General features: G+C 69.9%; 26 protein-coding genes. 18 read left to right on the plus strand and 8 right to left on the minus strand.

Translation table 11 applies throughout. From position 1 onward, the window contains the following. Positions 1-6 precede the first annotated feature (6 nt). From ABZX10_RS03755 to ABZX10_RS03770, 4 genes are all read left to right on the plus strand, one after another. A complete protein-coding gene (locus ABZX10_RS03755) occupies positions 7-930 on the plus strand; it encodes an SGNH/GDSL hydrolase family protein (RefSeq protein WP_355534653.1) in 924 nt (307 codons plus the stop codon). A gap of 1 nt (position 931) precedes the next feature. Further along, entirely contained in the window at positions 932-1705 is a 774-nt protein-coding gene (pyrH, locus tag ABZX10_RS03760) for a UMP kinase (RefSeq protein ID WP_355534655.1), read from the plus strand. A 50-nt stretch (positions 1706-1755) separates the two neighbouring features. Continuing rightward, entirely contained in the window at positions 1756-2313 is a 558-nt protein-coding gene (frr, locus tag ABZX10_RS03765) for a ribosome recycling factor (RefSeq protein ID WP_068570628.1), read from the plus strand. Between the two features lie 86 nt (positions 2314-2399). Continuing rightward, on the plus strand, positions 2400-3224 hold the full coding sequence (locus ABZX10_RS03770) for a phosphatidate cytidylyltransferase (RefSeq protein ID WP_355534855.1): 825 nt from the start codon (positions 2400-2402) through the stop codon (positions 3222-3224). A 71-nt stretch (positions 3225-3295) separates the two neighbouring features. Here the strand turns inward: ABZX10_RS03770 and ABZX10_RS03775 are convergent, their stop codons facing one another. Together ABZX10_RS03775 and ABZX10_RS03780 are read right to left on the minus strand one after the other, a co-directional pair. Beyond that, on the minus strand, positions 3296-4555 hold the full coding sequence (locus ABZX10_RS03775; RefSeq protein WP_355534658.1) for an MFS transporter: 1260 nt from the start codon (positions 4553-4555) through the stop codon (positions 3296-3298). A 69-nt stretch (positions 4556-4624) separates the two neighbouring features. After that, entirely contained in the window at positions 4625-5056 is a 432-nt protein-coding gene (locus ABZX10_RS03780; protein WP_355534660.1) for a lipopolysaccharide assembly protein LapA domain-containing protein, read from the minus strand. Positions 5057-5171: 115 nt separating this feature from the next. Between ABZX10_RS03780 and rlmN the strand changes: the two genes are divergently transcribed. Beyond that, positions 5172-6284 (plus strand): 23S rRNA (adenine(2503)-C(2))-methyltransferase RlmN, encoded by a 1113-nt coding sequence (rlmN, locus tag ABZX10_RS03785; protein ID WP_355534662.1) that lies wholly within the window; start codon positions 5172-5174, stop codon positions 6282-6284. A 1-nt stretch (position 6285) separates the two neighbouring features. Here the strand turns inward: rlmN and ABZX10_RS03790 are convergent, their stop codons facing one another. Then, positions 6286-6549 carry a DUF2631 domain-containing protein gene (locus ABZX10_RS03790; protein ID WP_068570674.1) on the minus strand — a complete coding sequence of 88 codons (264 nt, stop codon included), beginning with the start codon at positions 6547-6549 and terminating at the stop codon, positions 6286-6288. 146 nt (positions 6550-6695) lie between these two features. Between ABZX10_RS03790 and ABZX10_RS03795 the strand changes: the two genes are divergently transcribed. From ABZX10_RS03795 to ABZX10_RS03825, 7 genes are all read left to right on the plus strand, one after another. Continuing rightward, positions 6696-7010, plus strand: coding sequence for a DUF952 domain-containing protein (locus ABZX10_RS03795; RefSeq protein WP_355534664.1), 315 nt, complete (start codon positions 6696-6698; stop codon positions 7008-7010). 83 nt (positions 7011-7093) lie between these two features. Beyond that, on the plus strand, positions 7094-7639 hold the full coding sequence (locus tag ABZX10_RS03800; protein ID WP_355534666.1) for a Uma2 family endonuclease: 546 nt from the start codon (positions 7094-7096) through the stop codon (positions 7637-7639). Between the two features lie 19 nt (positions 7640-7658). Continuing rightward, positions 7659-8801, plus strand: coding sequence for a 1-deoxy-D-xylulose-5-phosphate reductoisomerase (gene dxr / locus ABZX10_RS03805; RefSeq protein WP_355534668.1), 1143 nt, complete (start codon positions 7659-7661; stop codon positions 8799-8801). Between the two features lie 22 nt (positions 8802-8823). Continuing rightward, positions 8824-10059, plus strand: coding sequence for a M50 family metallopeptidase (locus ABZX10_RS03810; protein WP_355534670.1), 1236 nt, complete (start codon positions 8824-8826; stop codon positions 10057-10059). 16 nt (positions 10060-10075) lie between these two features. After that, positions 10076-11224, plus strand: a complete 1149-nt coding sequence (gene ispG, locus ABZX10_RS03815; protein WP_355534672.1) for a flavodoxin-dependent (E)-4-hydroxy-3-methylbut-2-enyl-diphosphate synthase — start codon at positions 10076-10078, stop codon at positions 11222-11224. Between the two features lie 74 nt (positions 11225-11298). Continuing rightward, positions 11299-12132, plus strand: a complete 834-nt coding sequence (locus tag ABZX10_RS03820; protein WP_355534674.1) for a GNAT family N-acetyltransferase — start codon at positions 11299-11301, stop codon at positions 12130-12132. Between the two features lie 6 nt (positions 12133-12138). After that, positions 12139-12615 (plus strand): DUF456 domain-containing protein, encoded by a 477-nt coding sequence (locus tag ABZX10_RS03825; RefSeq protein ID WP_355534676.1) that lies wholly within the window; start codon positions 12139-12141, stop codon positions 12613-12615. A 69-nt stretch (positions 12616-12684) separates the two neighbouring features. On the opposite strand, the gene ABZX10_RS03830 is transcribed toward ABZX10_RS03825, so the two are convergent. Then, the gene (locus ABZX10_RS03830) at positions 12685-13653 is read right to left on the minus strand and encodes a hypothetical protein (RefSeq protein WP_355534678.1); all 969 of its coding nucleotides are present in this window, start codon (positions 13651-13653) and stop codon (positions 12685-12687) included. A gap of 76 nt (positions 13654-13729) precedes the next feature. Between ABZX10_RS03830 and ABZX10_RS03835 the strand changes: the two genes are divergently transcribed. The 5 genes from ABZX10_RS03835 to ABZX10_RS03855 all read left to right on the plus strand — a co-directional run bounded on the left by ABZX10_RS03835 (position 13730) and on the right by ABZX10_RS03855 (position 19739). Next, positions 13730-14470 (plus strand): SDR family oxidoreductase, encoded by a 741-nt coding sequence (locus ABZX10_RS03835; protein WP_355534680.1) that lies wholly within the window; start codon positions 13730-13732, stop codon positions 14468-14470. A gap of 65 nt (positions 14471-14535) precedes the next feature. Further along, positions 14536-16377, plus strand: a complete 1842-nt coding sequence (locus ABZX10_RS03840; RefSeq protein ID WP_355534682.1) for a penicillin-binding transpeptidase domain-containing protein — start codon at positions 14536-14538, stop codon at positions 16375-16377. Between the two features lie 102 nt (positions 16378-16479). Next, positions 16480-17352, plus strand: coding sequence for a type I methionyl aminopeptidase (gene map, locus ABZX10_RS03845; RefSeq protein WP_355534684.1), 873 nt, complete (start codon positions 16480-16482; stop codon positions 17350-17352). Positions 17353-17355: 3 nt separating this feature from the next. Then, positions 17356-18894, plus strand: coding sequence for a cobyric acid synthase (locus ABZX10_RS03850; protein WP_355534686.1), 1539 nt, complete (start codon positions 17356-17358; stop codon positions 18892-18894). 11 nt (positions 18895-18905) lie between these two features. Then, positions 18906-19739 carry an alpha/beta hydrolase gene (locus tag ABZX10_RS03855; protein WP_355534688.1) on the plus strand — a complete coding sequence of 278 codons (834 nt, stop codon included), beginning with the start codon at positions 18906-18908 and terminating at the stop codon, positions 19737-19739. Positions 19740-19744: 5 nt separating this feature from the next. On the opposite strand, the gene ABZX10_RS03860 is transcribed toward ABZX10_RS03855, so the two are convergent. The 4 genes from ABZX10_RS03860 to ABZX10_RS03875 are packed head-to-tail and all read right to left on the minus strand — an operon-like array spanning position 19745 to position 23648. After that, the gene (locus ABZX10_RS03860; protein WP_355534857.1) at positions 19745-21142 is read right to left on the minus strand and encodes a mycothione reductase; all 1398 of its coding nucleotides are present in this window, start codon (positions 21140-21142) and stop codon (positions 19745-19747) included. A 13-nt stretch (positions 21143-21155) separates the two neighbouring features. Further along, positions 21156-22148: an alpha/beta hydrolase gene (locus ABZX10_RS03865; protein ID WP_355534690.1), complete on the minus strand. Its 993-nt coding sequence runs from the start codon at positions 22146-22148 to the stop codon at positions 21156-21158. Between the two features lie 4 nt (positions 22149-22152). Further along, positions 22153-23208, minus strand: coding sequence for a hypothetical protein (locus ABZX10_RS03870; protein ID WP_355534692.1), 1056 nt, complete (start codon positions 23206-23208; stop codon positions 22153-22155). Positions 23209-23234: 26 nt separating this feature from the next. Continuing rightward, on the minus strand, positions 23235-23648 hold the full coding sequence (locus ABZX10_RS03875) for an ImmA/IrrE family metallo-endopeptidase (protein WP_355534693.1): 414 nt from the start codon (positions 23646-23648) through the stop codon (positions 23235-23237). A 324-nt stretch (positions 23649-23972) separates the two neighbouring features. Between ABZX10_RS03875 and mqo the strand changes: the two genes are divergently transcribed. After that, positions 23973-25469 (plus strand): malate dehydrogenase (quinone), encoded by a 1497-nt coding sequence (gene mqo, locus ABZX10_RS03880; protein ID WP_355534695.1) that lies wholly within the window; start codon positions 23973-23975, stop codon positions 25467-25469. Positions 25470-25473: the final 4 nt, after the last annotated feature.

Raw genomic sequence — 25473 nt, forward strand, 5'->3', positions numbered from 1 at the left:
GCCGGGGTGTCCTGGATCCGGCGTGCGATCGCAATGCCCCTCGTGGCCTGCCTCGTGCTCGCCGTCGCCGGGTCCACCGCGATCGGGGGCGGCAGCGGGTACACGCACTACCAGAGCAACGCCGTGAGCTACATCCCCGACCTCCCGGGCGGCGCGCAGTACGTCGCGATGGGGGACAGCTACGCCGCATCGGGCACGCAGGCCAAGATGCAGCCGATGGACCTCTGCGCCCGCAACGGCGACGACCTCGGCCACGTCCTCGCGCAGCGACTGCAGCCCTACTCGTTCACCGACCGCGCCTGCTCCGGCGCCACGCTCGACGACCTGACGCAGCCCTCGCCGAAGCCGAACACCTCGCCGCAGATCTACGGGGTGGGGCCGTTCACCCGGCTCGTGACGATCCTCATCGGCGCGAATTCGATCGGCTTCGGCAACATCGTCGTGCACTGTTTCGGCGACCCCGACGATCGCTGCGGCGCCGTCGCCACGCAGGACCTCCCGGGCTCGCAGGGGTGGAACTTCGTCCGCGCGCAGTACGCGGCCACCGTCGACGCGATCAAGAAGGCGGCGGCGCCCGACGTGCGGATCGTCCTGGTCGGGTACCTCCCGCTGTTCTCGGTCGACGGTCCGCCGGACCGCGCCTGCCTCGACCGGGCCGGCATCCCGGAGCGGAACGTGGAGCACTGGCGCACCTGGTACCGCAGCGTCGACCGGCTGATCCGTGAGGTGGCAGCGGACCGCGGGGTCATGTACGTGCAGCCGCCGCTCGACCACACCGCGTGCGACCCGGATCCCTACGCCCGACTGGGCGGCCCGAAGCTCAAGGCGCAGGAGCCCGAGGCCAATGGATTGCACCCGACGGCCGCCGGTCAGCGAGCCCTGGGCAACCTGATCGAGGACCGGCTCCGAGGAACTGCGCCGCCCGCATAGGATGGTCCGCGTGACGGACACGGCCCAGGGACTTCAGACGGATCAGGACGCGACGCAGGATCAGGCACGGCACGGCTACAAGCGGGTGCTGCTCAAGCTGGGCGGGGAGATGTTCGGCGGCGGCGAGGTGGGCCTCGACCCCGATGTGGTGACCACGGTGGCGCAGCAGATCGCCGAGGTCTCGCGCAGCGGCCACGAGATCGCGGTGGTCATCGGCGGTGGCAACTTCTTCCGCGGCGCCGAGCTGCAGAACCGCGGCATGGACCGCGCGCGGTCGGACTACATGGGCATGCTCGGCACGGTGATGAACTGCCTCGCGCTGCAGGACTTCCTGCAGAAGGAGGGTGTCGACACCCGCGTGCAGACCGCCATCACCATGGGACAGGTCGCCGAACCCTACCTGCCCCTGCGTGCCAAGCGCCACCTCGAGAAGGGCCGCGTCGTGATCTTCGGCGCCGGCATGGGCATGCCCTACTTCTCCACCGATACCACCGCCGCGCAGCGCGCGCTCGAGATCGGCGCCGAGGTCGTGCTCATGGCCAAGGCGGTGGACGGCGTGTACGACAGCGACCCCCGCACCAATCCCGACGCGAAGCTGTTCGCCGAGATCACCCACCGCGCTGCGCTGGAGAAGGGCCTCAAGGTGGCCGACGCGACCGCGTTCAGCCTCTGCATGGACAACAAGATGCCGATGCTGGTGTTCAATCTCCTGGAGGAGGGCAACATCGCCCGCGCCGTCGCGGGGGAGAAGATCGGCACCCTCGTCCGGCCCTGACGCCGGACCGAAGACCACCACTGGACAGACGAAAAGGACGTGTGAGGCAAGTGATCGACGAAACGCTCTTCGACGCCGAGGAGAAGATGGAGAAGGCCGTCTCGGTGGCCCGGGAGGACTTCCAGTCGATCCGCACCGGCCGCGCCAACCCGGGGATGTTCTCGAAGGTGGTCGTGGACTACTACGGCTCGCCCACCCCCATCACGCAGATCAGCTCGATCACCACGCCCGAGGCACGGCTCGTCGTGATCAAGCCCTACGAGGCGAACCAGCTCGGCAACATCGAGACGGCGATCCGCAACTCGGACCTGGGCGTCAACCCCACCAACGACGGCCAGCTGCTCCGCGTGAGCATCCCGCAGCTCACCGAGGAGCGCCGCAAGGACCTGGTCAAGCAGGTCAAGGGCAAGGGCGAGGACGCCAAGGTGTCCATCCGCAACGTTCGGCGCAAGGCCAACGACCAGCTGGCCAAGATCGTCAAGGACGGCGACGCCGGCGAGGACGAGGTGGCCCGCGCCGAGAAGGAACTCGACAAGACGACGGCGAAGTACGTCGCCCAGATCGAGGACCTCGTGGCGCGCAAGGAAGCCGATCTGATGGAGGTCTAGCCGTGCCGGAATCCCCCGACTCGGTCGGCGCCGACAGCCCCGCTCCGGGCGCGCCCGAGGCACCGTCGGACCCCGGGAAGCGCAAGATCAGCGCCGGGCGCAACCTCCCGGCGGCGATCGGCGTGGGCGTGAGCCTGGGTGCGATGATCGTGGCGATCCTGGTCTTCGCACCGCACCTGTGGGTGCCGCTCGTCGCGGCCGCGGTCGCGCTCGCCACCTGGGAGGTCGTCAAACGGTTCCGCGCCGCGGGCACGAATCTCGAGCTGTGGCCGATGCTGATCGGCGGCCAGGCGATCATCTGGCTCAGTTGGCCGCTCGGCCCCGAGGGGGTACTGGCGGCGTTCGTGGCGACCGTCCTCGTCGCGATGATCTGGCGGCTGCTGGGGCACCAGAGCACGGCCGCGCCCAACTCCTTCACCCGCGACATCTCGACGACGGTGTTCGTGCTCGCCTGGATCCCGCTGTTCGCGGCGTTCGGCACGATGCTGGTGCTCCCGGAGGACCGCGGCCCGCAGCGCGTGGTCGCCTTGGTGCTGCTCGTGGTGTGCTCGGACGTGGGCGGCTACGCGGCGGGCGTGCTCTTCGGCAAGCACCCGATGGTGCCGGCCATCAGCCCGAAGAAGTCCTGGGAGGGCTTCGCCGGGTCCATGGTCGCGGGCGCGGTCGGCGCGGTGCTGGTGCTGAAGTTCCTGCTCGACGTGAACCCGCTGTGGGGCCTGCTGCTGGGGCCCGTCGTCGTCATCACCGCGACGCTTGGCGACCTGCTCGAGTCCCAGGTCAAGCGCGACCTGGGCATCAAGGACATGGGCACCCTGCTGCCCGGCCACGGTGGCCTGATGGACCGCCTGGACTCGCTGCTGCCGAGTGCGGTCGTGGTCTGGGCGGCATTGACCGCCCTCATGGGCAGCTGACGGTCCACGGTCCCGCCCGGCGCGTGGCCCGACACCGCGTGGCCCGACACCGCGTGGCCGGACGGTCCGCGTCAGCGCGCCCGGCGGAGGGACTCGCGCAGGGGTCGCGGCACGACGCCCTCGCGGCGCCGGGCCTTGCGGCGCGTGACGACGACGCCGATCAGCGCGATCGTCCAGAGCGGGTACTGCGCGAGCCAGGCGGTGCGGAAGCCGTCGAAGGTCAGGCCCCCGCCGGCGCCCATGATCGAGCCCATCGCCTGGATCAGGACGAGGCTCGCGAGGAAGCCGCCGATGTTCACCATGCCCTGTGCGGTGCCCAGCACCCGTGAGGTGTTGAAGGATCGGGCGTAGTCGAAGCCGATCGCGCTGCTGGGACCACCGACGGAGATCACCAGGACGAGCACCGTGAGCAACCACACCGGTGCGGGCTCGTCGCGGACCAGGACTGCGGTCCACGCCGCGGCGCTGCCGACGATGATGGCGATCACCATCCACGAACGGCGGGTCGGGAACCGCCCGGTGAGGTAGCCGATGACGGGGCCCGACGCGAGCGTCGCGACCACGCCGAAGGTCACGATCGCCCCCGCCTCGCCGGACGACAGGCCCTGCGCGGTGGTCAGGTACGGGACGCCCCACATGAGCATGAAGGCCGTCACCGAGAACATCGCGCCCATGTGGGTGAAGAAGCCGAGCCGGGTACCCGGATGCATCCACGTGGAGCGGAGGATCCCCGGAATGTCGCGAGCGCGGACGGTGACCTTCGGCGCCACCTTCTCGGGCGGAGCGTCGCGCACGAACGCCAGCACGGCGACTGCGGCGATCAGGCCCAGGCTCGCGGCGCCGAGATACGCGGGAGTCCAGCCGTCGGCGTGCAGCAGCGCGAGGAAGGGCACGGCCGACAGGATCTGGCCGAGCTGGCCCGTCATCCCGGTCAGCTGCGTCACCAGGGGGATCCGGCGGACCGGGAACCAGGCCGGGACCAGGCGCAGTACCGACACGAAGGTGAGCGAGTCGCCGATGCCCACGGCGACGCGGCCGGCGATGGCCAGCGGCAGCGACTCGGTGAGCGCGAGGGTCATCTGCCCGGCGGCCATGATCAGTGCCCCGGTGAACACGAGGCGCCGAGAGCCGAATCGGTCGAGCAGGAGGCCCGCCGGGATCTGCATGCCCGCGTACACCACGAGCTGCAGGACGACGAACGCGGAGAGCGTCGCGGGCGCCGCGCCGTACCGTGCGGCGGCATCGGTGCCGGAGACGCCGAAGGAGGTCCGTTGCAGGACGCCGATCACATAGGCGAGAGTCGCCACCGACCAGACGATCCATGCGCGCATGGGACCATCGTTCCATCGCGGGCCCCGACTCCCGGTCGCGGGTGCGTGCTGGCTCCGGGCGTCGCCGGGTCAGTCCTGCAGCTTCTTCGCCGCCCGCCGGAGCTGGATGATGCGCAGCGCCCCGGCGAGGCCCACGAGCAGCGCTCCGCCGATCGCGGCGATGAGCAGCGAGACACCCAGCGGCAGCGTGGTCTTCCAGAAGATCAGGCTGATCTCGGTGTTCTGCTGGTTCTGCACGATGAACACCAGCAGGAGCAGGAGGACCACCGCGCCGCCGAGGAGTCCGGACCAGAGTGCGGCCGACCGCGTGTGCTTGACCTGCTCGTAGGCGTTGCGGGTGTCGACGCCGCGCTGCGATGCGGGCGACACGCCCGGGTCCGGGCCCGCACCGTCGAATTCCTCGCGCGCGGCGGGGAGCCGCGCGCCGCCCGCCGCATCGTCCGGAACGGGCGGTCCGAGCGACTCTTCACCGTCCCGAACGCCGTCTTCGTCCTTCGCCATGGCGGCCATCCTGCCACCTCCGGACGTACCCGGCCGGGGGACGTGCGGTGGCGCGGATCACCCGCGGATCGGCGTGGTCGGCGGTTCGGTGCTGACGTGGGAGGATGGGGGAGTTATGAGCACTTCTCTGCCCCTCGTATTCGACGCCCCCAAGCGCGGCAAGCCGCCGCGCCACCTCGCCGACCTCACCGACGACGAGCTCAAGACCGCGGTCAAGGACCTCGGTCTGCCCGCCTTCCGCGCGAACCAGCTCGCCCGGCACTACTACGGCCGGCTCGAGGCCGACGCGTCGACGATGACCGACCTGCCGGCCGGCGCGCGGGGCACCGTCGGGGAGGCGCTGCTACCCGAGCTGATGACGCCCGTGCGGCACATCGCCACCGACAGCGGCACCACCCGCAAGACACTGTGGCGCCTGCACGACGGAACGCTGCTCGAGTCCGTGCTCATGCGGTACACCGACCGAGCCACGCTGTGCATCTCGAGCCAGGCCGGCTGCGGCATGGCCTGCCCGTTCTGCGCGACCGGGCAGGGCGGGCTCGACCGCAACCTCTCGACCGCGGAGATCGTGGACCAGGTGCGCAGCGCCGCCCGTGCCATGGCCGACGGTGACGTGGCCGGCGGCCCGGGACGCCTGTCGAACGTCGTGTTCATGGGCATGGGGGAGCCGCTCGCGAACTACAAGCGGGTGGTCCAGGCCGTGCGGCGCATCACCGCGCCGGCGCCCGAGGGGCTGGGAATCTCGCAGCGGCACGTCACCGTCAGCACCGTGGGACTCGCGCCCGCCATCCGGAAGCTGGCCGACGAGGGCCTGTCCGTCACGCTGGCGGTGTCGCTGCACACGCCCGACGACGAGCTGCGGGACACGCTGGTTCCCGTCAACAACCGGTGGAGCGTGGCCGAGGTGCTGGACGCGGCGCGCTACTACGCCGATCAGACGGGCCGGCGCGTGTCCATCGAGTACGCGTTGATCCGGGACGTGAACGATCAGCCGTGGCGGGCGGACATGCTGGGGGAGAAGCTGCGCAAGAAGCTGGGCCAGTTCGCGCACGTCAACCTGATCCCGCTGAACCCGACGCCGGGCAGCGAGTGGGACGCGTCGCCGAAGGACCGGCAGGACGAGTTCGTGCGCCGGGTGATCGCGCAGGGCGTGTCGTGCACTGTGCGCGACACCCGGGGCCAGGAGATCGCGGCGGCCTGCGGTCAGCTGGCCGCCGAGGAGAAGTAGCTCAGTACTTCCACTTGCGGCGGCGGGTGACCAGCCACTGGACGAGGATCGTGCCGAGGATCGCCACGGCGAAGCCGACGAGGAAGATGTCCTCGGTCTTGCCCTGGTGGTTGCCGTGCATCATGAACAGCAGCAGGGCCGCGAACAGCACGCCGGCGATCCGCGCCGAGGTGGGGGCGTTGCCGCTCCAGCCCCAATCGCGCGACGGGACGTCCGCGACGTCGACCTTCGAAGTGCTCTGACGCTCCAGGTCGGTGGTTGCCACTGCGTTCTCCTTCGTCGCTTCCGTCAGCTGTGCATCGGGGCGACCCGCGACGCACACCGGGCGCGGGCCCGGGATACGGGAGAATCCTATCCCGCTACGACCGTGCGTCGTACGAGGGGCGCACAAATCCTGGGTAGCGTGGCGGTGTGATCTTCCACCTGGCCCTCCTCGCCGACTGGAACGCCGCCCGCGCGGCCGGCGCGTACGCCGTCTCGACCCGCGGCGCGTCGCTCGCGGACGTCGGATTCGTGCACTGTTCGACGGCGGAGCAGTGGCGCGGCGTACGGGAGCGGTTCTACGCCGATGTGCCGGTCGCGGACCTCGTCCTGCTGTCCATCGACCCGACGGGGCTCGACGTGCGGTACGAGCCGCCCGCGCCCGGCGTGGAGGAGCTGTTCCCGCACGTCTACGGCCCGATCCCGGTGTCCGCGGTGGTGGCCGTCGAGGCCGTGTCGCCGTAGTCGATTCCACTTACACTGAGATCGCGGCACGAAACGTGTTATACCGACGACCCACCGTCACGGCCACGAGAGGAGGTGCCGAGATGGCTCAGCCGACCTACTCATTTCCCGACTATTGGGGCGAGTCCGATCTGGACGTGTTGCCGGACGACGGGCACCGCTACGAGATCGTGGACGGGAGCCTGCTCATGACGCCACCGCCGTCACAGGGGCATCAGAGTATTGGTGGGAATCTCTTCATTGCTCTTCGCCTCGCCATGCCGCGGGGCTTCCGCGGGCTGTACGAGGTCGGCGTGCGGGTGCCCGGCGGTAACTTCATCCCCGACATCGTGGTCCTGAAACCCGGAGCCCCCCGAGTTGCCGTGTGGAGCGAATCCTGCGATGTCGCGCTCGTTGTCGAGATGGCGTCGCGCTCCACACGGGTCACCGATCGCACGCTCAAGGCAGCGAAGTGCGCGGAGGCGATGATCCCGTCGTACTGGCGCGTCGACGAGGACGGGACCGTCACGATCCACACGGATCCGGACGGCTTCGAGTACACGCGCTCGCAGGTCGTCCGGCCCGGCGAGCGGTTGCGCGTCGACGCTCCGTTCCCGGTGGACCTGGATCCCGCGTCGCTCGTCGATTGACGCCTCCTAGTCTGAAGTGGTGACCACCCGCGTCCTCATCCTCGGCAGCACCGGCTCCATCGGCACTCAGGCGATGGAGGTGATCGCGGAGAACCCGGACCGGTTCGAGGTCGTCGGGCTCGGCGCGGGCGGCGGCAACGTCGACCTCCTCGCGCAGCAGGCGCGCGCCGCGGGCCTCGACGGTGCCCGCATCGGCATCGCCGATCCGTCCCGCGCCGCGGGCTTCGACGGTGCCCTCACCGGCCCCGAAGCGATGACCCGGCTGGTGGAGACGGTCGAGGCCGACGTGGTGCTCAACGGCGTCGTCGGGAGTCTCGGGCTCGGCCCGACCCTCGCGGCGCTCGACAGCGGCGCGCGGCTCGCGCTCGCCAACAAGGAGTCCCTGGTCGCGGGCGGAGCACTCGCCATGCGCCGGGCCGCGCCGGGGCAGATCGTGCCGGTCGATTCGGAGCACTCCGCGATCGCGCAGTGCCTGCGCGCGGGGACGCCGTCGGAGGTGGACCGGCTGATCGTCACCGCCTCCGGTGGGCCCTTCTTCGGTCGCACCCGCGGCGAGCTCGCCGACGTGACGCCCGAGCAGGCCGCGCAGCACCCCACCTGGTCGATGGGGCAGATGAACACGCTCAACTCGGCGACCCTGGTCAACAAGGCGCTGGAGGTGATCGAGGCGCACCTGCTGTTCGGGGTGCCCTACGACCGCATCGACGTGAGCGTGCACAGGCAGTCGGTGGTGCATTCGATGGTCACGTTCGTGGACGGGGCGACCATCGCGAAGGCCTCGCCGCCGTCGATGAAGCTGCCGATCGCGCTGGCCCTCGGCTGGCCGGACCGGGTGCCGGGTGCGAGCACGCCGTGCGATTTCACGCAGGCGCACACCTGGACCTTCGAGCCGGTCGACGAGGCGACCTTCCCCGCGATCGCCGTCGCCCGTGACGCCGGCACCCGCGGCGGCAGCCTCACCGCCGTCTTCAACGCGGCCAACGAGGTGGTCGCCCAGGCCTTCCTGGACGGCCGATCGTCGTTCCTCGCCATCGTCGATACCGTCGCGCGGGTCGTGTCCGACGGTGCCCAGTGGCAGGCCGAGCCGCGCGACATCGCGGATGTGCTCGCTGCCGAGGAGTGGGCCCGGGCGCGGGCATCGCAGCTGGTCGGGCTGGTCTGATCAGCCAGCTATTCTGGAACCCATGATGTACGCACTGGGTATCGCGGCGTTCGCGCTGTGCATCCTCGCGTCGATCGCCTGGCACGAGTGCGGGCACATGTGGGCGGCGCAGGCCACCGGCATGAAGGTCCGGCGCTATTTCATCGGCTTCGGGCCCACGCTGTGGTCGGTGCGGCGTCCCAAGACCGAGGACGGCATCGAGTACGGCGTCAAGGCCCTGCCGCTGGGCGGATTCTGCGACATCGCCGGCATGACGCTGCTCGACGAGCTCAAGACGCCCGTCGAGCAGGAGAGGGCGATGTACAAGCAGGCCGCGTGGAAGCGCCTGTTCGTGATGTTCGCCGGGCCGGGGATGAACTTCATCCTGGGCGCGCTGCTCATCTACGGCGTGGCGGTCACCGCCGGCCTGCCGGCGATGAACACGACCCCGCGGGCGGCGATCGCGGCCACCGGCTGCGTCGCCGACGCGACGACCAAGCCCACCAAGGAGCAGCCGAGCAAGCCCCTCGGCGAGTGTCGCCCGAGCCCCGCCGCACAGGCCGGTTTGCAGCGCGGTGACGTCATCACGTCCGTGAACGGCAAGGCCGTCGACGCGGACTCGGTGTTCGACGCGCTCCAGGCCGCGTCGGGCCCGATCGCGCTCGGGATCGAGCGGGACGGGCAGGAGCGCGCCGTCACCGTCGACCCCCTGACCAGTAAGAAGTGGCGCCCGACGGCGGACGGCAAGGACCTCACCGAGGTCTCCGGGCCCACCATCGGTATCAGTGTCGGCACGATCGGCGTGATCGATCATTACAACCCGATCACCGCGTTCGGCGGCACCGCGGCGTTCACCGTGGATCTTGGCAAGCGCACGGTCGTCGCGATCGGGCAACTGCCGCAGAAGATCCCCGCCCTCGTCGACGCGATCAAGGGCGAACAGCGCGGGCTCGACACGCCGCAGTCGCTGCTCGGCGCGTCGATGATCGGCGGCGAGGTGGCCGAGCGCGACATGTGGAGCGTGTTCTTCCTGCTCCTGGCGGGGCTGAACCTCATGCTCGGCCTGATCAACCTCCTGCCGGTGCCGCCGTTCGACGGGGGCCACATGGCGGTGATCATCTTCGAGAAGCTCCGCGACCTGGTCACCGGGCGCAAGGGCGGCCCCGTCGACTACATGAAGCTCGCGCCGCTGACCTACGTGGTCCTGGCGCTCGCAGGCGGGTACATGCTGCTCGTCCTCACAGCCGACATCGTCAACCCGATCAAGCTCTTCAACTGAACTGGAGTAGCAGGAAATGTCCGTAGGTTTGGGAATGCCGGCAGCCCCGGTCCCCGTTCTGGCCCCGCGCCGCAAGACCCGCCAGCTCAACGTAGGCGGCGTCGGCGTCGGCAGCGACAGCCCGATCTCGGTGCAGTCCATGTGCACCACCAAGACGCACGACGTGAACGCCACGCTGCAGCAGATCGCCGAGCTGACGGCGTCGGGCTGCGACATCGTGCGCGTCGCCTGCCCCCGGCAGGAGGACGCCGACGCGCTGCCGATCATCGCCAAGAAGGCGAACATCCCGGTGATCGCCGACATCCACTTCCAGCCGAAGTACATCTTCGCCGCGATCGACGCGGGCTGCGCCGCGGTGCGCGTGAACCCCGGCAACATCAAGGAGTTCGACGGCCGCGTGGGTGAGGTCGCGAAGGCTGCCGGCGCTGCGGGCATCCCGATCCGCATCGGCGTCAACGCGGGTTCGCTCGACAAACGGTTGATGGAGAAGTACGGCAAGGCCACCCCCGAGGCGCTGGTCGAGTCCGCGCTGTGGGAGGCGTCGCTGTTCGAGGAGCACGGCTTCGGCGACATCAAGATCTCCGTCAAGCACAACGACCCGGTGATCATGGTCGAGGCCTACCGCCAGCTCGCCGCGCAGTGCGACTACCCGCTGCACCTCGGCGTGACCGAAGCCGGCCCCGCGTTCCAGGGCACCATCAAGAGCGCCGTCGCGTTCGGTGCGCTGCTCGCCGAGGGCATCGGCGACACCATCCGCGTCTCCCTGTCGGCGCCGCCGGCCGAGGAGATCAAGGTCGGAGACGCGATCCTGCAGTCGCTGAACCTGCGCCCGCGCAAGCTCGAGATCGTCTCGTGCCCGTCGTGCGGCCGCGCGCAGGTGGACGTCTACAAGCTCGCCAACGAGGTGAGCGCGGGACTGGAGGGCATGGAGGTCCCGCTGCGCGTCGCCGTCATGGGCTGCGTCGTCAACGGCCCCGGCGAGGCGCGCGAGGCCGATCTGGGTGTCGCGTCCGGCAATGGCAAGGGGCAGATCTTCGTCAAGGGCGAGGTCATCAAGACCGTGCCCGAGTCCAAGATCGTCGAGACGCTCATCGAGGAAGCCCTGCGCATCGCCGAGGAGTCGGGGGATAGTGAGACCGGTGCGCCGGTCGTGACGGTCACGTAGGGACGTCCCGCCCGTCGCCATGAGAGTGCGCGCAGCCGAACGAGTGGATGCGCCCGAGGTGTGAGGAGCTGCCGGTGCTGAGGATGCTGCACGAGCGGCCGGTCTCCGCGCGGGATCTGCCGAAGGTGGTGGCCGTCCTCGACGCCGATCCCGTCGCCTCGTGCATGGTCGCCGGCCGCGTCCAGGAGTGCGGCACCGATCCCGGCAGTCTCGGCGGTGAGCTCTGGACGCACCGCGACGCGGGCACCTCGCTGTGCTTCTCGGGTGCGAACCTCATGCCGCTCCGGGGAGACCTCGACGACATGCGGTACTTCGCCGCCAGGGCCGCTCGGGGCGCGCGGACCGCTGCGTCGATCGTGGGTCGCGCGGAGTACGCGATGCCGCTGTGGGAGGAGCTCGAGCCGGCCTGGGGTCCCGCCCGGGAGGTCCGTCCGGAGCAACCACTGATGACGATGACCGAGCCCTCGCGATTCCCGCACCCCGGGGTGCGGCCGGCCAGGATGGCGGAGATCGATCGCTACCTCGACGCCTCCATCGCCATGTTCACCGCCGAGGTCGGCATCGATCCGCGCGGCACCGACGGGGGACGCTCCTATCGGCGCCGCGTCGCCAACACCATTCTCGGCGGGCGCGCGTACGTCCTGTTCGACGGTGCCGAGGTCGCCTTCAAGGCCGAGGTCGGGGCCGTCTCGCGCACCGTCGGGCAGATCCAGGGCGTGTGGGTGCGGCCCGACCTGCGTGGGCAGGGCCTCGGCGGCGCCGGGACCGCCGCGGTCGCGGAGTCGGTGCGACGCTCCGGACGGATCCCCAGCCTGTACGTCAACAGCTTCAACATCGCAGCGCGGCGCGCCTACGAGCGCGTCGGCTTCCGCCAAGTAGCGACCTTCGCCACCGTTCTGCTTACCTAGTACCTCGTGAACACCTGGGGGTACGTGGCCGTCGTCGTCGTGATGGCGATCGGCCTGCTGGGGATCCTGATTCCGGTCCTGCCGGGCTCGACGCTGGTGGCACTCGGAGTACTGATCTGGGCGATCGTCACCGGCGGGTCCGCGTGGTGGGTCTTCGCCGGCGCACTCGCGGTGATGGTGCTCGCCTGGGGCGTGAAGTACCTCGTGGGCGGTCGGACGATGGCGAGGGCGGGCGTCGGGAAGTGGTCGCTCGTGGTCGGCGGCGTCGCCGGGATCGTGCTGTTCTTCGTGATCCCCGTCGTGGGGCTGGTGATCGGATTCGTCGGCGGCACGTTCGCAGCCGAGGCCGTGCGGCTGCGGGACGCCCGTGCGGGGTGGTCCGCGGCGCTGGCCGCCACGAAGGCCGCCGGCCTGCTCATCCTCATCGAGCTCGCCGGTGCGCTCTGTGCGGTGGGGATCTGGCTTGCAGCCGTGATGAGCTGACTCACTTCGCGCCAACGCCGGTTCCCTTCGTGCGACATGGCGGTGCCGCGCAACTGCCGACCCGACGACCTACGCCGCTCGGCGGGACCGAAACGGGTATTCAGGTCGCCGACCGTGCTCGAGGAAGGCTATCGCTCGGTCCCGGAAACGGGTTCCCGGACGCGCGGCGAGGTGCTGCGCGGGGTCCCAGACCACCCAGTGCAGTTCGGTGGCGAGCGCGTTGGCGAACGCCAGTACCTCGTCGAAGGCATCGGTGATGCGGTGCGCGTTCGGTGCGATCGGGAATGAGATCACCATGATCCCGCCCTTGCGGACCTCCAGTACGACGCCCCTGTCGGCGTCGGCGAAGATCTCGGTATCCAACCGGCCCCAGCGGACTTCCATGTTCTGGACGAGGTGCAAGCCACCCGCATAGCCGGCGCAGAAGCTCCGGACGGCCATGAGCTGCTCCTCGCGATCCGAGTCACCGTGGCCGTTGAACAGGGACTCGGTGTCCGGGTCCCGATCGAAGGCGGCGTCGTACTCGCGGCCGTAGTCGCGGTCGTCGGAACGACTGAAACCGTTGTGATAGTTGTAGCTCAGTGGATCACGGCTCCCGCAGTGGTGACATTCGTAGCTGCGCTCGTAGGAGTCGTAGCCGTATCCCTCGCGCCTTCCGCGGGGCCCGATGACGAACGCGTACTCCTCCGCGATCGGGCCGTTGAGGAACCGCGTCGTCACGCTGGCCTTCGTCGCGCGGATCTCCGACCGCGAACCGTCGGGCCCCTGCGCCACGACCTTGCCCTTGATGACGTGGCCCATCGGCTTGAGGTAGTGGCGAACGAGGAATCGCAGCCACTCCGCCGAGCGATCGAAGTCGGGATCCCGATCCCAGACGATCGCCGTTCCGTCCCGGTTGGATACCCAGTGGCATGCGCCGCGCGGAATCTTCGCCCGCTCCGGCACCGGCAGACTCCGCGTGAGGATCGCCTCTCGCTCCTCGGTCGTGAGGGGCGGCTCCACTGCGAACTCGCCCTCGAATGATGCCTCGTTGATCATGGGTTCCCCCGATCGTCTCTTTCCCCTTACTCATTGGACGCACCGGCCACTCGATCGGTTCCGTAGGGTGACGGACATGAATCCTCAGACTGCTGCGCTGTTCGCCCTCACCGGCCGTACGGCGCTGGTCACGGGCGCCAGCTCGGGGATCGGGGCGGCGATCGCGGACGCGCTCGACGGTGCCGGCGCCCGCGTCCTGCGCGCCGGGCGGGACCGGGCCCGGCTCGGTCCGGACGGGATCAGCGCGGATCTCACGCGTGGCGCAACGGAACTCATCGAGCAGGTCGACGCGCGGCTGGGGGAGGGCGGCACCGTCGACGTGCTCGTCAACTGCGCGGGCAGCAATCCCCGCCCGCCCCTCGCCGCCATCGACGACGCGCTCTACCGCGAGATCCTCGCCGTGAACCTCGACGCGCCCTTCCAACTCGGCCAGCACTACGGGCCGCGGATGGCGGAGCGCGGCTGGGGCCGGATCATCAACGTCGCGTCGACGCAGGCGCACCGCGCCTTCGGCAACAGCGGCGCCTACGGCGTCGCCAAGGCCGGGATCGCGGGCCTGACCCGCTCGCAGTCCGAGGCCTGGGCGCCGCGCGGGGTGACGGCGAACTCGCTCACACCGGGCCTCGTCGCGACGCCCATGACCACCGCCGTGCTCGCCGATCCCGAACGTGCCGAGTACTTCCGGCGCCGCGCGCACACCGGGACGCTCGGCGCACCGTCGGACTTCGCGGCCGCGGCGGTGTTCCTGGCGGGCCCGGGCTCGGCGTTCGTGACCGGGCAGAACCTCTGCGTCGACGGTGGCCTCTCGGTCACCTGAGCCCCAATGGTCACAGCCCCGCGCGGCGCACCGGAACTGTCGGTGCCCCGTCGTAGCCTTGCGGCGTGGAGAAGCTACGCGCCCGTCTGGTGGTGATCGTCGCGGTCGTCGTGGCGATGATCGCGCCCTCGGCGTGCGCCCCCGCGAACACGAACGGCCCGGGCCCCGTCGCGGTCCGGTTCGGTGCCGCGCTCGCGGACAAGGACTTCGACGGTGCCGCGGCGCTCACGACCTCCCCGGACGCCGCGAAGGCGGCGCTCCGCGCGGCGTTCGACGGCCTGCAGGCCCGGGGTGTGCAGATCAAGGTCGGTCAGGTGCGCACCACCGGCGCCACCAGCGAGGTCGAGTACGAGTACGTGTGGGACCTACCCGCCGACGCGGGTCGGTCCAGCCGCACCTGGGACTACCGCGGATCGCTCACGAGCATCCAGGAGAACGGGCAGTGGAAGGTGCGCTGGGCGCCGACGGTGCTGCACCCGCGCCTCGGCGCCAATCAGACCATGGTGCTGCGTTCGCTCGCCGCGACCAAGGCGCCGGTGAACTCCGCGTCCGGCGGGGCGGTGCTCGTGCCGGGCGTGATCAATCGCATCCGGCTCGACGCGTCGAAGGTCCCCGCGCCGACGACCGTGCTCGACGTCGCGGGGCAGCTGGTGCGCGCGCTGCAGCCGATCGTTCCCGGTCTGGACCCGGTGCAGATCACCGAGCAGGCCACCTCGTTGCGTGCGCCCTACGTGGTGGCCTCGGTGAATCAGGCCGACCTGCGCAAGCTCGCCGGAGACGTGACCGCGCTTCCCGGCGTCACGCTGGTCGAGCAGGCCGACCTCGTGCCCACCGACCGCACCTTCGCGCCCGCGCTGATGTCGTCGATCAAGAAGAACGTCACGGGCGACCTCGCGGGCAAGGACGGCTGGGAGGTGATCGCGCAGGCAGACACCGGCGCACGCGTCACGACCCTCGCCTCGACGGCGCCGCAGACGGCGTCCGCGGCCACCGTGAGCATCTCGCCGCTGGCCCAGGCGGCGGCGCAGGCCGCAGTCGATACGCGGCGCGACCGGCAGGCGATGATGGTCGTGATCCAGCCGTCCACGGGCAACGTGCTGGCCGTCGCGCAGAACCCCGAAGCGGACAAGCTGGGCTCGCTCGCCACCTCCGGTCTGTATCCGCCCGGCTCCACCGGCAAGATCGTGACGGCCACCGCGGCGATCTCCACGGGCCTCGCGACCCCCGACACGATCGTCCCGTGCCCCGGCACCATCACGATCGGCGAGCGGTCCGTGCCGAACTACAACGAGTTCTCCCTCGGTGACGTCACGATGCAGCGCGCCTTCGCCCGCTCGTGCAACACCAGCTTCGCGTTCCTCGGTGCCAAGATGAAGCCCGACGCGCTGCACACCGCGGCCGCCGAGCTCGGCATCGGGCCCGAGTACACGATCGCCGCGCTCCCTGTCTCGTCCGGCCAGTACCCGCTGCCGAAGGCCATGGTGAACCAGGTGGAAGACAGCTTCGGTCAGGGCGAGGTCCTGGTCAGCCCGTTCTCGATGGCCCTCGCGGCCGCGTCCGTCGCGCACGGCGGCGCCGTGACCCCGCAGCTGATGCTCGGCAAGCCCACGAAGGTCGACGGGGAGCGGCCCCCGCTGGATCCGAAGGCCGTCGACGGGGTGCGGGCCATGATGCGCGAGGTCGTCGCCTCCGGCACCGCCGAGCTCATCCGCGGCGCCGGCGACGTGCTCGGCAAGACCGGCGAGGCGGAGGTCGACGGGGGCTCCCACGCCTGGTTCGTCGGCTACCGCGGCGACCTGGCCTTCGCCACCCTCCTCGTGCTCGGCGGCAGCTCCGACAACGCGGTCGCGGTCACGAAGGAGTTCTTCGACCGGTTCGACGCGCCGGTCGCCGCCGTCCCGAACTGAGCGCCCGCGCGAACACCGCCGACGCCCGGGAGTGCGCCGCCGCGGCGAGCATGGGCCCGCTCCCCGCGCCGGGCACCGTCGGGCGCCCGATACGCTGGTGCGATGACCCGCGCTGCACTGGTTCCCGGCACCGTCTCACCCCGTCTGGCCGTCCCGGCGAAGATCGTGCGGCCCGAGTACGTCGACAAGCCCCGCGCCGACGAGGGCAACGAGCCGTGGGTGCAGACGCCGGAGACGATCGAGAAGATGCGCGTGGCCTCGCGGATCGCCGCCGACGCGCTGCAGGCCGCGGGCGCCGAGGTGGCGCCCGGCGTCACCACCGATCACCTGGACCGGGTGGCGCACGAGTACATGCTCGACCATGGCGCGTATCCCTCGACGCTGGGCTACCGCGGATTCCCCAAGAGCTGCTGCACCAGCCTCAACGAGGTGATCTGCCACGGCATCCCGGACTCGACGGTGATCGAGGACGGCGACATCGTCAACATCGACGTCACCGCGTACATCGACGGCGTGCACGGCGACACCAACGCCACGTTCCTCGCCGGTGACGTCTCCGAGGAGCACCGCCTGCTCGTCGAGCGGACGCACACCGCGACGATGCGGGCGATCAAGGCGGTCAGGCCCGGCCGCGAGCTCAACGTGGTGGGCCGCGTCATCGAGTCCTACGCGAACCGCTTCGGCTACACCGTGGTCCGCGACTTCACCGGGCACGGCATCGGCGAGACCTTCCACAACGGGCTGGTCGTGCTGCACTACGACGAGCCCAACGTCGAGACGGTGCTCGAGCCCGGCATGGTCTTCACCATCGAGCCCATGATCAACCTCGGCGGCCTCGACTACGAGATCTGGTCCGACGGCTGGACGGTGGCCACCACCGACAAGAAGTGGACGGCCCAGTTCGAGCACACCCTCGTCGTCACCGACGACGGCGCCGAGATCCTCACCCTGCCGAGCGATTCCGTCGCTGCCTAGCCGATGGAGCTGCACGGCGCCCTTCTCATCGCCGGCGCCACGTCCGACGCCGGGAAGTCCACCGTCACGGCCGGACTGTGCCGTCTGCTCGCCCGACGGGGCGTGCGGGTCGCCCCGTTCAAGGCGCAGAACATGTCCAACAACTCCGTCGCCACGGTCGAGCCCGACGGCACGAGCGGCGAGATCGGCCGCGCCCAGGCGACCCAGGCCCTCGCGTGCGGTCTGGCACCGTCGACCCGGTTCAATCCGGTCCTGCTCAAGCCCGGCAGCGACCGGCGCAGCCAACTGATCCTGCACGGCAGGCCGGCGGGCGACGTGGGCGCGCGCGACTACATCACCCGCCGGCAGTGGCTCCTCGACGAGGTCACGACCACCCTGAAGGAACTCCGCGAGGACTTCGACGTCGTGCTCTGCGAGGGTGCCGGCAGCCCCGCCGAGATCAACCTGCGCGCCACCGACATCGCGAACATGGGCCTCGCCCGCGCCGCGGACCTGCCGACGCTGATCGTCGGCGACATCGACCGCGGGGGAGTGCTGGCCCACCTCGCGGGCACCGTCGCGGTGATGCCGCCCGAGGATCAGCGCCTCGTGTACGGCTTCGTCGTCAACCGGTTCCGCGGCGATGTCTCGCTCCTCGAACCCGGCCTCAGGCAGCTGAAGAACCTGACGAACCGCTCCACGTTCGGCGTGCTCCCGTACCTCACCGATCTCTGGCTCGACGCCGAGGACTCGCTCGCCGCCCTGGGCACCGACCTGGTCGGCCGTGGCTCGACCGCCGCGGACCCGATCACCGTCGCCGCGATCGCCCTGCCCCGCGTCTCCAACACCACCGACGTCGAGGCGCTGGCCGTCGAGCCGGGCCTGACGGTCCGCTGGACCACCCGCCCCGCCGACGTGCTCGCCGCCGACCTGGTCGTGCTCCCCGGCACGAAGAGCACCGTCGGCGACCTGGCCTGGCTCCGGGACACCGGCCTCGCCGACGCGGTGCGACGCCGCGCGGACACGCGGGCCCCGTTGGCCGCGGTTTGCGGTGGTTACCAGATGTTGGGCCGCACCATTGTGGATCCGCACGGCGTCGAGGCGCCCGCGGGAACCCGAGTTCAGGGCCTGGGCATCCTCGACCTCGATGTCGAGTTCGCGACCGGGAAGACCGTTCGGAACGTCGTGGGGACCGGCCTCGGTGTGCCCGCAGCGGGCTACGAGATCCATCACGGCACCGTCGTCCGGACCACGGAAAGTCCTGCGCTGCAGGGCCCCGAGGGGCCGGAGGGGGCGTTGCGCGAGGCCGTCCTCGGGACGCACTGGCACGGCCTGTTCGGCTCCGACGAGTTCCGTCGCGCCTACCTCACCCGGACCTTCGGGGCCCGGTACACCGCTCCGCCGGGGCCCGGGGCGAGCTACGACGGTGCCCGGCTCGCCCAGCTCGACGTGATCGCGGACGCGATCGAGGAGCACTGCGATGTCGATGCGGTTCTGCATCCACTGCGTTCCGGGGGTGCGTTTTCGGCGATCCTGCCGTCCATCCGGATCATCAGTGACTAGCGTTACCGGTCATGGGGATCGATTCAGCGCAGACGGTGCAGGTGCCCGCGGGCTCGTGGACCTTCGACGTGTCGCTCGGGGGGTCTGAGCACGGCGTACCCGTTCTGCTGCTGCACGGGTTCCCGCAGACCGAGGAGTGCTTCGACCAGGTCCGCGAACGTCTGCACGAGGCGGGCCTGCGGACGATCGCGCCGCGCCAGCGCGGCTACAGTGCCGGGGCCCGGCCGCTGGGCGCCGATCAGTACACGATGAAACACCTCTCGGAGGACGCCGCCCGCATCCTCGACGCGCTGGAGGTGCCGTACGCGCACGTCGTCGGGCACGGTCTGGGTGCGACCGTCGCGTGGCACTTCGCCGCCGCCTACCCGCTGCGCGCGATGAGCCTGACCGCCGTCTCCTTCGGTCATCCGTCGGCGTTCGGCGCGGCGATGGCCACCGATCAGGATCAGCGGCAGCGCTCCCGGTACCTCGAGCTGTTCCTGCAGGCCGGCGTCGCGGAGAAGGCGCTGCTCGACAACAACGCGCGCACGCTGTTGGCCACCGCACCGGGCGGCGGCATCGAGGCGCTGGCCGACGAGCCGGCGCTCACCGCCGCCTTGAATTGGTACCGCGCCAACCTCATCCCCGGCGGGGAGGGCTTGGACTGCCCCGTCATCGAGGTCCCGACGACGCTGGTGTGGGGCAATCGCGACGCGATCGCCGGGGCCGCGCAGGCCAAGGGCACCGCCCATTACCTCCGGGCCGACTACCGCCTGTCCGAGGTGCCCGACGGTGACCACTGGCTCCCGCTGCGCGCCCCTGCGGCCCTGGCCTCCGAGATCGCGCTGCGCACGCTCCGGAACTGATCCGGCTAGCCGTCCTTCGACAGCCCCAGCAGTGCGTTCTCCACGAGCTCCGGCAGCGCCGGGTGGATCCAGTACTGTCCCCGTGCGAACTCGAGCGCCGGGATCGAGAAGGACATCGCCGTGATCGCCGACTGGATCAGTGTGGACGCCTGCGGCCCCACGATGTGCGCGCCCACGAGCAGTCCCGTCGAGCGGTCCGCGACGAGCTTGCACACGCCCGCGACATCGCCCATCGCCCACCCGTAGGCGACATCGGCGTACTTCTGCACGGCCACGGCCACGTCGATGCCCTCGGCGCGGGCGACCGCCTCGTTCAGTCCGACCGACGCGACCTGGGGGTGTGAGAACACCGCGCCGGGAACGAACCGGTGGTCCGAGGTCGCGGTCGGAGTGTCCCAGCCGGACAGCACGTTCTCCGCGGTGACCCGGGCCTCGTGGTTGGCGACGTGCCGCAGCGGGAACCGCGTGCTCACGTCTCCCAGCGCCCAGACGCCGCGCACCGGCGTGCGTTGGTGCGCGTCGACGGGGATGCGCCCGGCACCGTCGAGCTCGATCCCGATGGCCGACGTGGCCAGCGTGTCGCCGTTGGGGGTGCGTCCCGTCGCGACGAGAAGGGCGTCACCGGCCACCGTCGAGCCGTCCGTGAGGTCGACCTCGACGCCGTCGCCGACGGCGCGCGTGGCCGTCACCTCGGTGCCCAGCCGTACGTCCCACTTCTCGGAGACCAGCTCGGTGAACAGCTCGGAGATCGTCTCGTCCTGCGAGCGCAGGAGGCGCTCGCCCCGCGCGACGACGGTGACCCGTGCCCCGAGCCCGGCGAAGACGTGCGCGAACTCCGCGGCGATGTAGCCGCCGCCCACGATGATGACGTGACCCGGCAGTGCGTCGAGCCGCATGATCGTGTCGTTGGTGTGGATCGGCGCCGAGCCGGCGGTGAACACGGGCGGGATCACGGGCCGCGAGCCGGCGGCGATGACGACATCGCGTCCGGCCACGACCGTCCCGTCACCGAGCTCCAGGCGGTGCAGCCCGTCACCGGAATCCGGCAGGAACCGCGCCTCCTGCTGGAAGACGGTGATGTTGGGGCACGTGTCGACCCGGTACCGCAGGCCGCCGGCGGCGTACCTGTCGACCCGCCCGAACACGCGGTCCCGGATGTCCGACCAGCGGGTCCCGGTGACCTCGGCGTCGACGCCCAGCGGGGCGGCCGTGCGGGCCTCGTCGGCGACATCTGCGGGGTACACGAACATCTTGGTGGGGATGCAGCCCACGTTGAGACACGTGCCGCCGAACGCGCCGGTGTCCGCCATGCCCCGGTCGACGATCGCGATGGTCCGGTCGTCGAAGCGGTGGTCGGGGATGGTGTTTCCGGCTCCCGACCCGATGATGACGAGGTCGAACACCTGCTCGTCCATGTCAGGCCTCGATCTCCCGGGCGAGCCAGGCGCCCAGCTCGGCGTACGCGCGCTCGCGCGCCGGCTGCACGGAGAGGAAGACGTCGTGCTTGGCGTCCTCGACGGGGACCACGGAGAGGCGGCCGCCGAGCGCGCCCGACCACTTGGCGATCTGCCGGGTGTCGAGCACGACGTCAGCGCGGCCCGCCTCCTCGCTCCACTCCTTCGGGGCGAAGCTCTTCGTCGAGCGCAGGACCAACGACGGGACGCCGATGTCGAGGCCGCGGTGCAGCAGGCTGTGCGCCACGCGGACCGCGCGCAGCCAGCCGAAGCGGACCGGGAAGCCCTCGACCGGCTTGATGCGGACGTCGAAATCGAACTCGCCGTGCTCGCTCACGTGGATGGTCTGGCCGTAGACGCCGACCGCCTCGACCGGGACGGGGCGGGTGCCGACGGCCTTGCCGATGAGCTTGACCACCGGCGTCGCCACCTCGCGCAGCACCACCGAGCCCTGCAGATCGAACCAGGGACTGTCGAGAACGAGGCCCACGATCGGGGCGGTCCGGCCGGCCTTGCGGCGCCGATCCAGCCACAACGGGGTGATCAGGCCGCCGGTGGAGTGCGCCGCCACCACGAGGCCCAGGCCCGGATGTTCCTGCTCGATCGCCGCGACCGCGAGGTCCAGCTCGCGGTCGTAGACCGTGAAGTCGGTCGCGTAGTGCGCCGATTGGCCCTCCCGTAGCGAGCGCCCGCACTTGCGCAGGTCCAGCGCGTAGAAGGCGTAGCCGCGGTCGGCGAAGAACTCCGCGACCGCCGTCTGGAAGAAGTAGTCCGAGAAGCCGTGCACCCACAGCACGGCGTGGTGCGGATCCTTCGGACCGGAGACGTGCTTGACCAGCGTCGCCACGATGTCGCCGCCCGGCTCGCCGTCCGGGTCCGGGCCCAGCTCGAAGGTGTGGGCGGCGTAGTCGTCGCCGAGGATGTCGGGGGAGTAGGTCAGCTCAGTGGTCGCCACGGGTTCACTGTAGTGCGGTGCTGGGCGACGTCAGCATTCGCACGGTCCGTCGCTCATCGGTCCGTCCGCTTCCATCAACAGGTCGCGTGGGCACCTGGCTGGGGACGTACTTCACGGTGTCACTCGCCTCGTCTGGCACGGTTTCGCCACCCGAGAGTGGGTCCGGGGCGCGTTCTGTCAGCCCTTCGAGCGGATCAACAGGGGGAATCGCGAACCTTCCGAGCGCCGAGTCGGGTAGGTACATCAGGAACGGCCAGCCGTCGCTCGTGTAACACGCTTCGCAGAGCTTCTGTACATCCTCGGGCGATGCGGTGGTCGGCAGAAATTTGGACATCGCGAGGTGCACGGCGTCGTCATGATCCAGATCAATCGCGAACACCGGATAGTCACGTCCACCCCACACCCCCTTCAGCTCGATGCTGTCCATCAGTTTGAGATCCGGGTAGCAGTATTTGCCGTCGGAGTGCGGGACGGGGTGCATCAGCGCGAGTGCATAGGCGACTTCCACCGACAGAGTGAGGTACCGCGCGGTGCACTTGCTGGTGACACGGAACCCGGTGTCGATGCTCGGACCGAAGTAGTCGAACAAATACAGCGAGGTGTCCCGATCGCCGGCCGTCAACGCCAGTGAGTTCAGGGTGACGACGTCCATCCCCGACGACTCGGTGCCGGGTTTGAGCGGGATTGTCGATTCAGAGTCAGGTCCCGGAAACGTGCCGAGGAAGATCCCGCCCTTCACGCCGAGACCGGATCGGTCCTCCGCCTGAAGGTTGCTCGCCTTGTACGCGCGCAGTGTGGCGATCCACACGTCGACCGCCACACAGATATCGGTCTCGGATTGCACGTCGCAGGTGAAGATCAGCTCGTCGCCGACCGCCTTCCACAGATCGAACTGGAGGTTGTCGGCATCGAGCTGTCTCTGTTGCGCGTACAGGCGCTGCGGAAACTCACGATAGAACTGGAGGAAGACCTTCTGCCACGGTGTGTCGCCAGAGCTACGGGGACGCTGTTTGAACGCGGTGGAGCCGGTGAGGTCGCACGACAAGAACAGTTTCGACACCGGTCCGGGCGCCTTCGGGGGAGCACTCACGACAGGTCGAGTACCTGCGCACGCACCTTCGCCGCAGCGGGAGAGACGTCGAAGTAGTTCGCGACCTTCCACTCGTCCTGCGCGCTCGCCCGCCACTGTCGACGGAACTCGTCTTTGGGCATGAGTAGAGCCGAAGCGAAGACATTTGCCTCCGTCTCCGCGCGATTTCGCTGCCCCCTTCCGAACGTCCGCTCGTCAGAGTGGCCGGCAAATCGATAGTGCAGGAAGTAGTGCCCCAACTCATGGGCGATAGTGAATCGGTCGCGCGCGGACGAGGTGAACTGCGGGACGAAGATGGTGAAGTCTCCGGCATCCCGAACGTGCAGTGCTTCGACGCTGTCGCGGTACTCGATCCGGCCACCGAACATCGTCACGAGACGGTCGAGGTCGACCTTGCCGTCGTCGTACACGTCGTTATCCCGGCCGACGCGTTCCGCGTAGTCCGAGATGTCGGCATTCGACAACCGTGCCGCCTCAGTCGTCGTCATGATGTTCCTTCCCTGCTCGATGGTCCCCCAGCTTAGCTCGCAGGCTCACTGGGGGATGCACACCGCGCTGTTCGTCATGGCCCGATCATGTCGCGTCGGACTGACAAGTTTTGTGCGCCGCGTCTGGCGGTCCTCGCACCTGGTGCAACCTCACCCGTCCCGGTCGAAGGCCCCGGAGTAAGGTTCTCGCCCAGAAGGGGGACCCGCGCTGCGGGCCCCGCCCCACGTCGAGGAGTGAACTACCAGATGGCCCGTAACGTGATCAGCACGGACGTCGCGCTCGTCGGAGCGGGAATCATGAGCGCCACGCTCGGCACCCTGATCCGGAAGCTGGAGCCCAGCTGGTCGGTCAGCGTGTTCGAGGCGCTCGATGCCGCCGCCGCCGAGTCGTCCGATCCGTGGAACAACGCGGGTACCGGACACTCCGCGCTCTGCGAGCTGAACTACACCCCGCAGGCCGCCGACGGCTCCGTCGACATCTCCAAGGCCATCACGATCAACGAGCAGTTCCAGGTCTCGCGCCAGTTCTGGTCGTACGCGGTCGACGCCGGTGTCCTCGACGACCCGTCGGACTTCATCAACCCCATCCCGCACGCCAGCTTCGTGCACGGCGCGGACAACGTCGAATACCTGCGCAAGCGCTACGACGCGCTCTCCGGGCAGACCCTGTTCGAGGGCATGGAGTTCTTCACCGACCCGGCCACCTTCAGCGAGCGACTGCCGATCATGGCCGCGGGCCGCAACTTCGGTGACCCGGTAGCCGTGAACTGGTACGAGGGCGGCACCGACGTCGACTTCGGCTCGCTGACCAAGAAGCTGATCAACTACGTCGGCAAGGGCGGCGCCGTCCACTTCGGGACCAAGGTCACGAACCTGGGGCGCACCAAGGACGGCTGGCGCCTGACGATCAAGAACCTGCGCACCCACGAGGTGTCGTACGTCGACGCCCGCTTCGTCTTCGTCGGCGCCGGCGGCGGCGCGCTGCCGCTGCTGCAGAAGTCGGGCATCAAGGAGGCCAAGGGCTTCGGCGGGTTCCCCGTCTCGGGCCAGTTCTTCCGCTGCAGCAACCCGGAGCTCATCGACCATCACGCCGCCAAGGTCTACGGCAAGGCGGCCGTGGGCGCGCCCCCGATGTCGGTGCCGCACTTGGACACCCGCGTCATCGAGGGCAACAAGGGTCTGCTGTTCGGCCCGTACGCCGGGTTCTCGCCGAAGTTCCTCAAGGCGGGCCAGTACACCGACCTGCCCCTGTCGGTGAAGCCCAACAACCTCCTGCCGATGATGGCCGTGGGCCTCAAGGAGATGGGCCTGACCAAGTACCTCATCGGCGAGCTGTTGCAGTCGCCGGCGGACCGCGTCAAGACCCTGTCCGAGTTCGTGCCCCGCGCGACCGGCGGCGACTGGGAGCTCATCACCGCCGGTCAGCGCGTCCAGGTCATTCGTAAGGGCCCGGGCGGCGGCAACCTCGAGTTCGGCACCGCGGTCATCGCCGCCGACGACGAGTCGATCGCCGGTCTGCTCGGCGCCTCGCCGGGCGCTTCCACCGCCGTTCCGGCGATGCTCGACGTGCTCGGCAAGTGCTTCCCCAAGCACATGCAGGCGTGGAAGCCGCTGCTGCAGGAGATGATCCCGTCGTACGGCACCACCCTCAACGACAACCAGCAGCTGTTCACCCAGGTCTGGGACTGGACCAACCGCACCCTGCAGCTGGCCCCGGGCGTCGGGGCCGACGCGCAGGGCTGAGCCC

This window comes from Tsukamurella sp. NPDC003166 (genome assembly GCF_040611135.1).
Taxonomy (GTDB): Bacteria; Actinomycetota; Actinomycetes; order Mycobacteriales; family Mycobacteriaceae; genus Tsukamurella.

Bases quoted from the DNA above. Each gene is read 5' to 3' on its own strand.
- map (WP_355534684.1), top strand. From the start codon at position 16,480: ATGACCCGCGCTGCACTGGTTCCCGGCACCGTCTCACCCCGTCTGGCC.
- mqo (WP_355534695.1), top strand. From the start codon at position 23,973: ATGGCCCGTAACGTGATCAGCACGGACGTCGCGCTCGTCGGAGCGGGA.
- ABZX10_RS03775 (WP_355534658.1), bottom strand. From the start codon at position 4,555: ATGCGCGCATGGATCGTCTGGTCGGTGGCGACTCTCGCCTATGTGATC.
- ABZX10_RS03835 (WP_355534680.1), top strand. From the start codon at position 13,730: ATGAATCCTCAGACTGCTGCGCTGTTCGCCCTCACCGGCCGTACGGCG.
- ispG (WP_355534672.1), top strand. From the start codon at position 10,076: ATGTCCGTAGGTTTGGGAATGCCGGCAGCCCCGGTCCCCGTTCTGGCC.
- ABZX10_RS03810 (WP_355534670.1), top strand. From the start codon at position 8,824: ATGATGTACGCACTGGGTATCGCGGCGTTCGCGCTGTGCATCCTCGCG.
- rlmN (WP_355534662.1), top strand. From the start codon at position 5,172: ATGAGCACTTCTCTGCCCCTCGTATTCGACGCCCCCAAGCGCGGCAAG.
- pyrH (WP_355534655.1), top strand. From the start codon at position 932: ATGGTCCGCGTGACGGACACGGCCCAGGGACTTCAGACGGATCAGGAC.
- ABZX10_RS03850 (WP_355534686.1), top strand. From the start codon at position 17,356: ATGGAGCTGCACGGCGCCCTTCTCATCGCCGGCGCCACGTCCGACGCC.
- ABZX10_RS03780 (WP_355534660.1), bottom strand. From the start codon at position 5,056: ATGGCGAAGGACGAAGACGGCGTTCGGGACGGTGAAGAGTCGCTCGGA.
- ABZX10_RS03855 (WP_355534688.1), top strand. From the start codon at position 18,906: ATGGGGATCGATTCAGCGCAGACGGTGCAGGTGCCCGCGGGCTCGTGG.
- ABZX10_RS03800 (WP_355534666.1), top strand. From the start codon at position 7,094: ATGGCTCAGCCGACCTACTCATTTCCCGACTATTGGGGCGAGTCCGAT.
- ABZX10_RS03830 (WP_355534678.1), bottom strand. From the start codon at position 13,653: ATGATCAACGAGGCATCATTCGAGGGCGAGTTCGCAGTGGAGCCGCCC.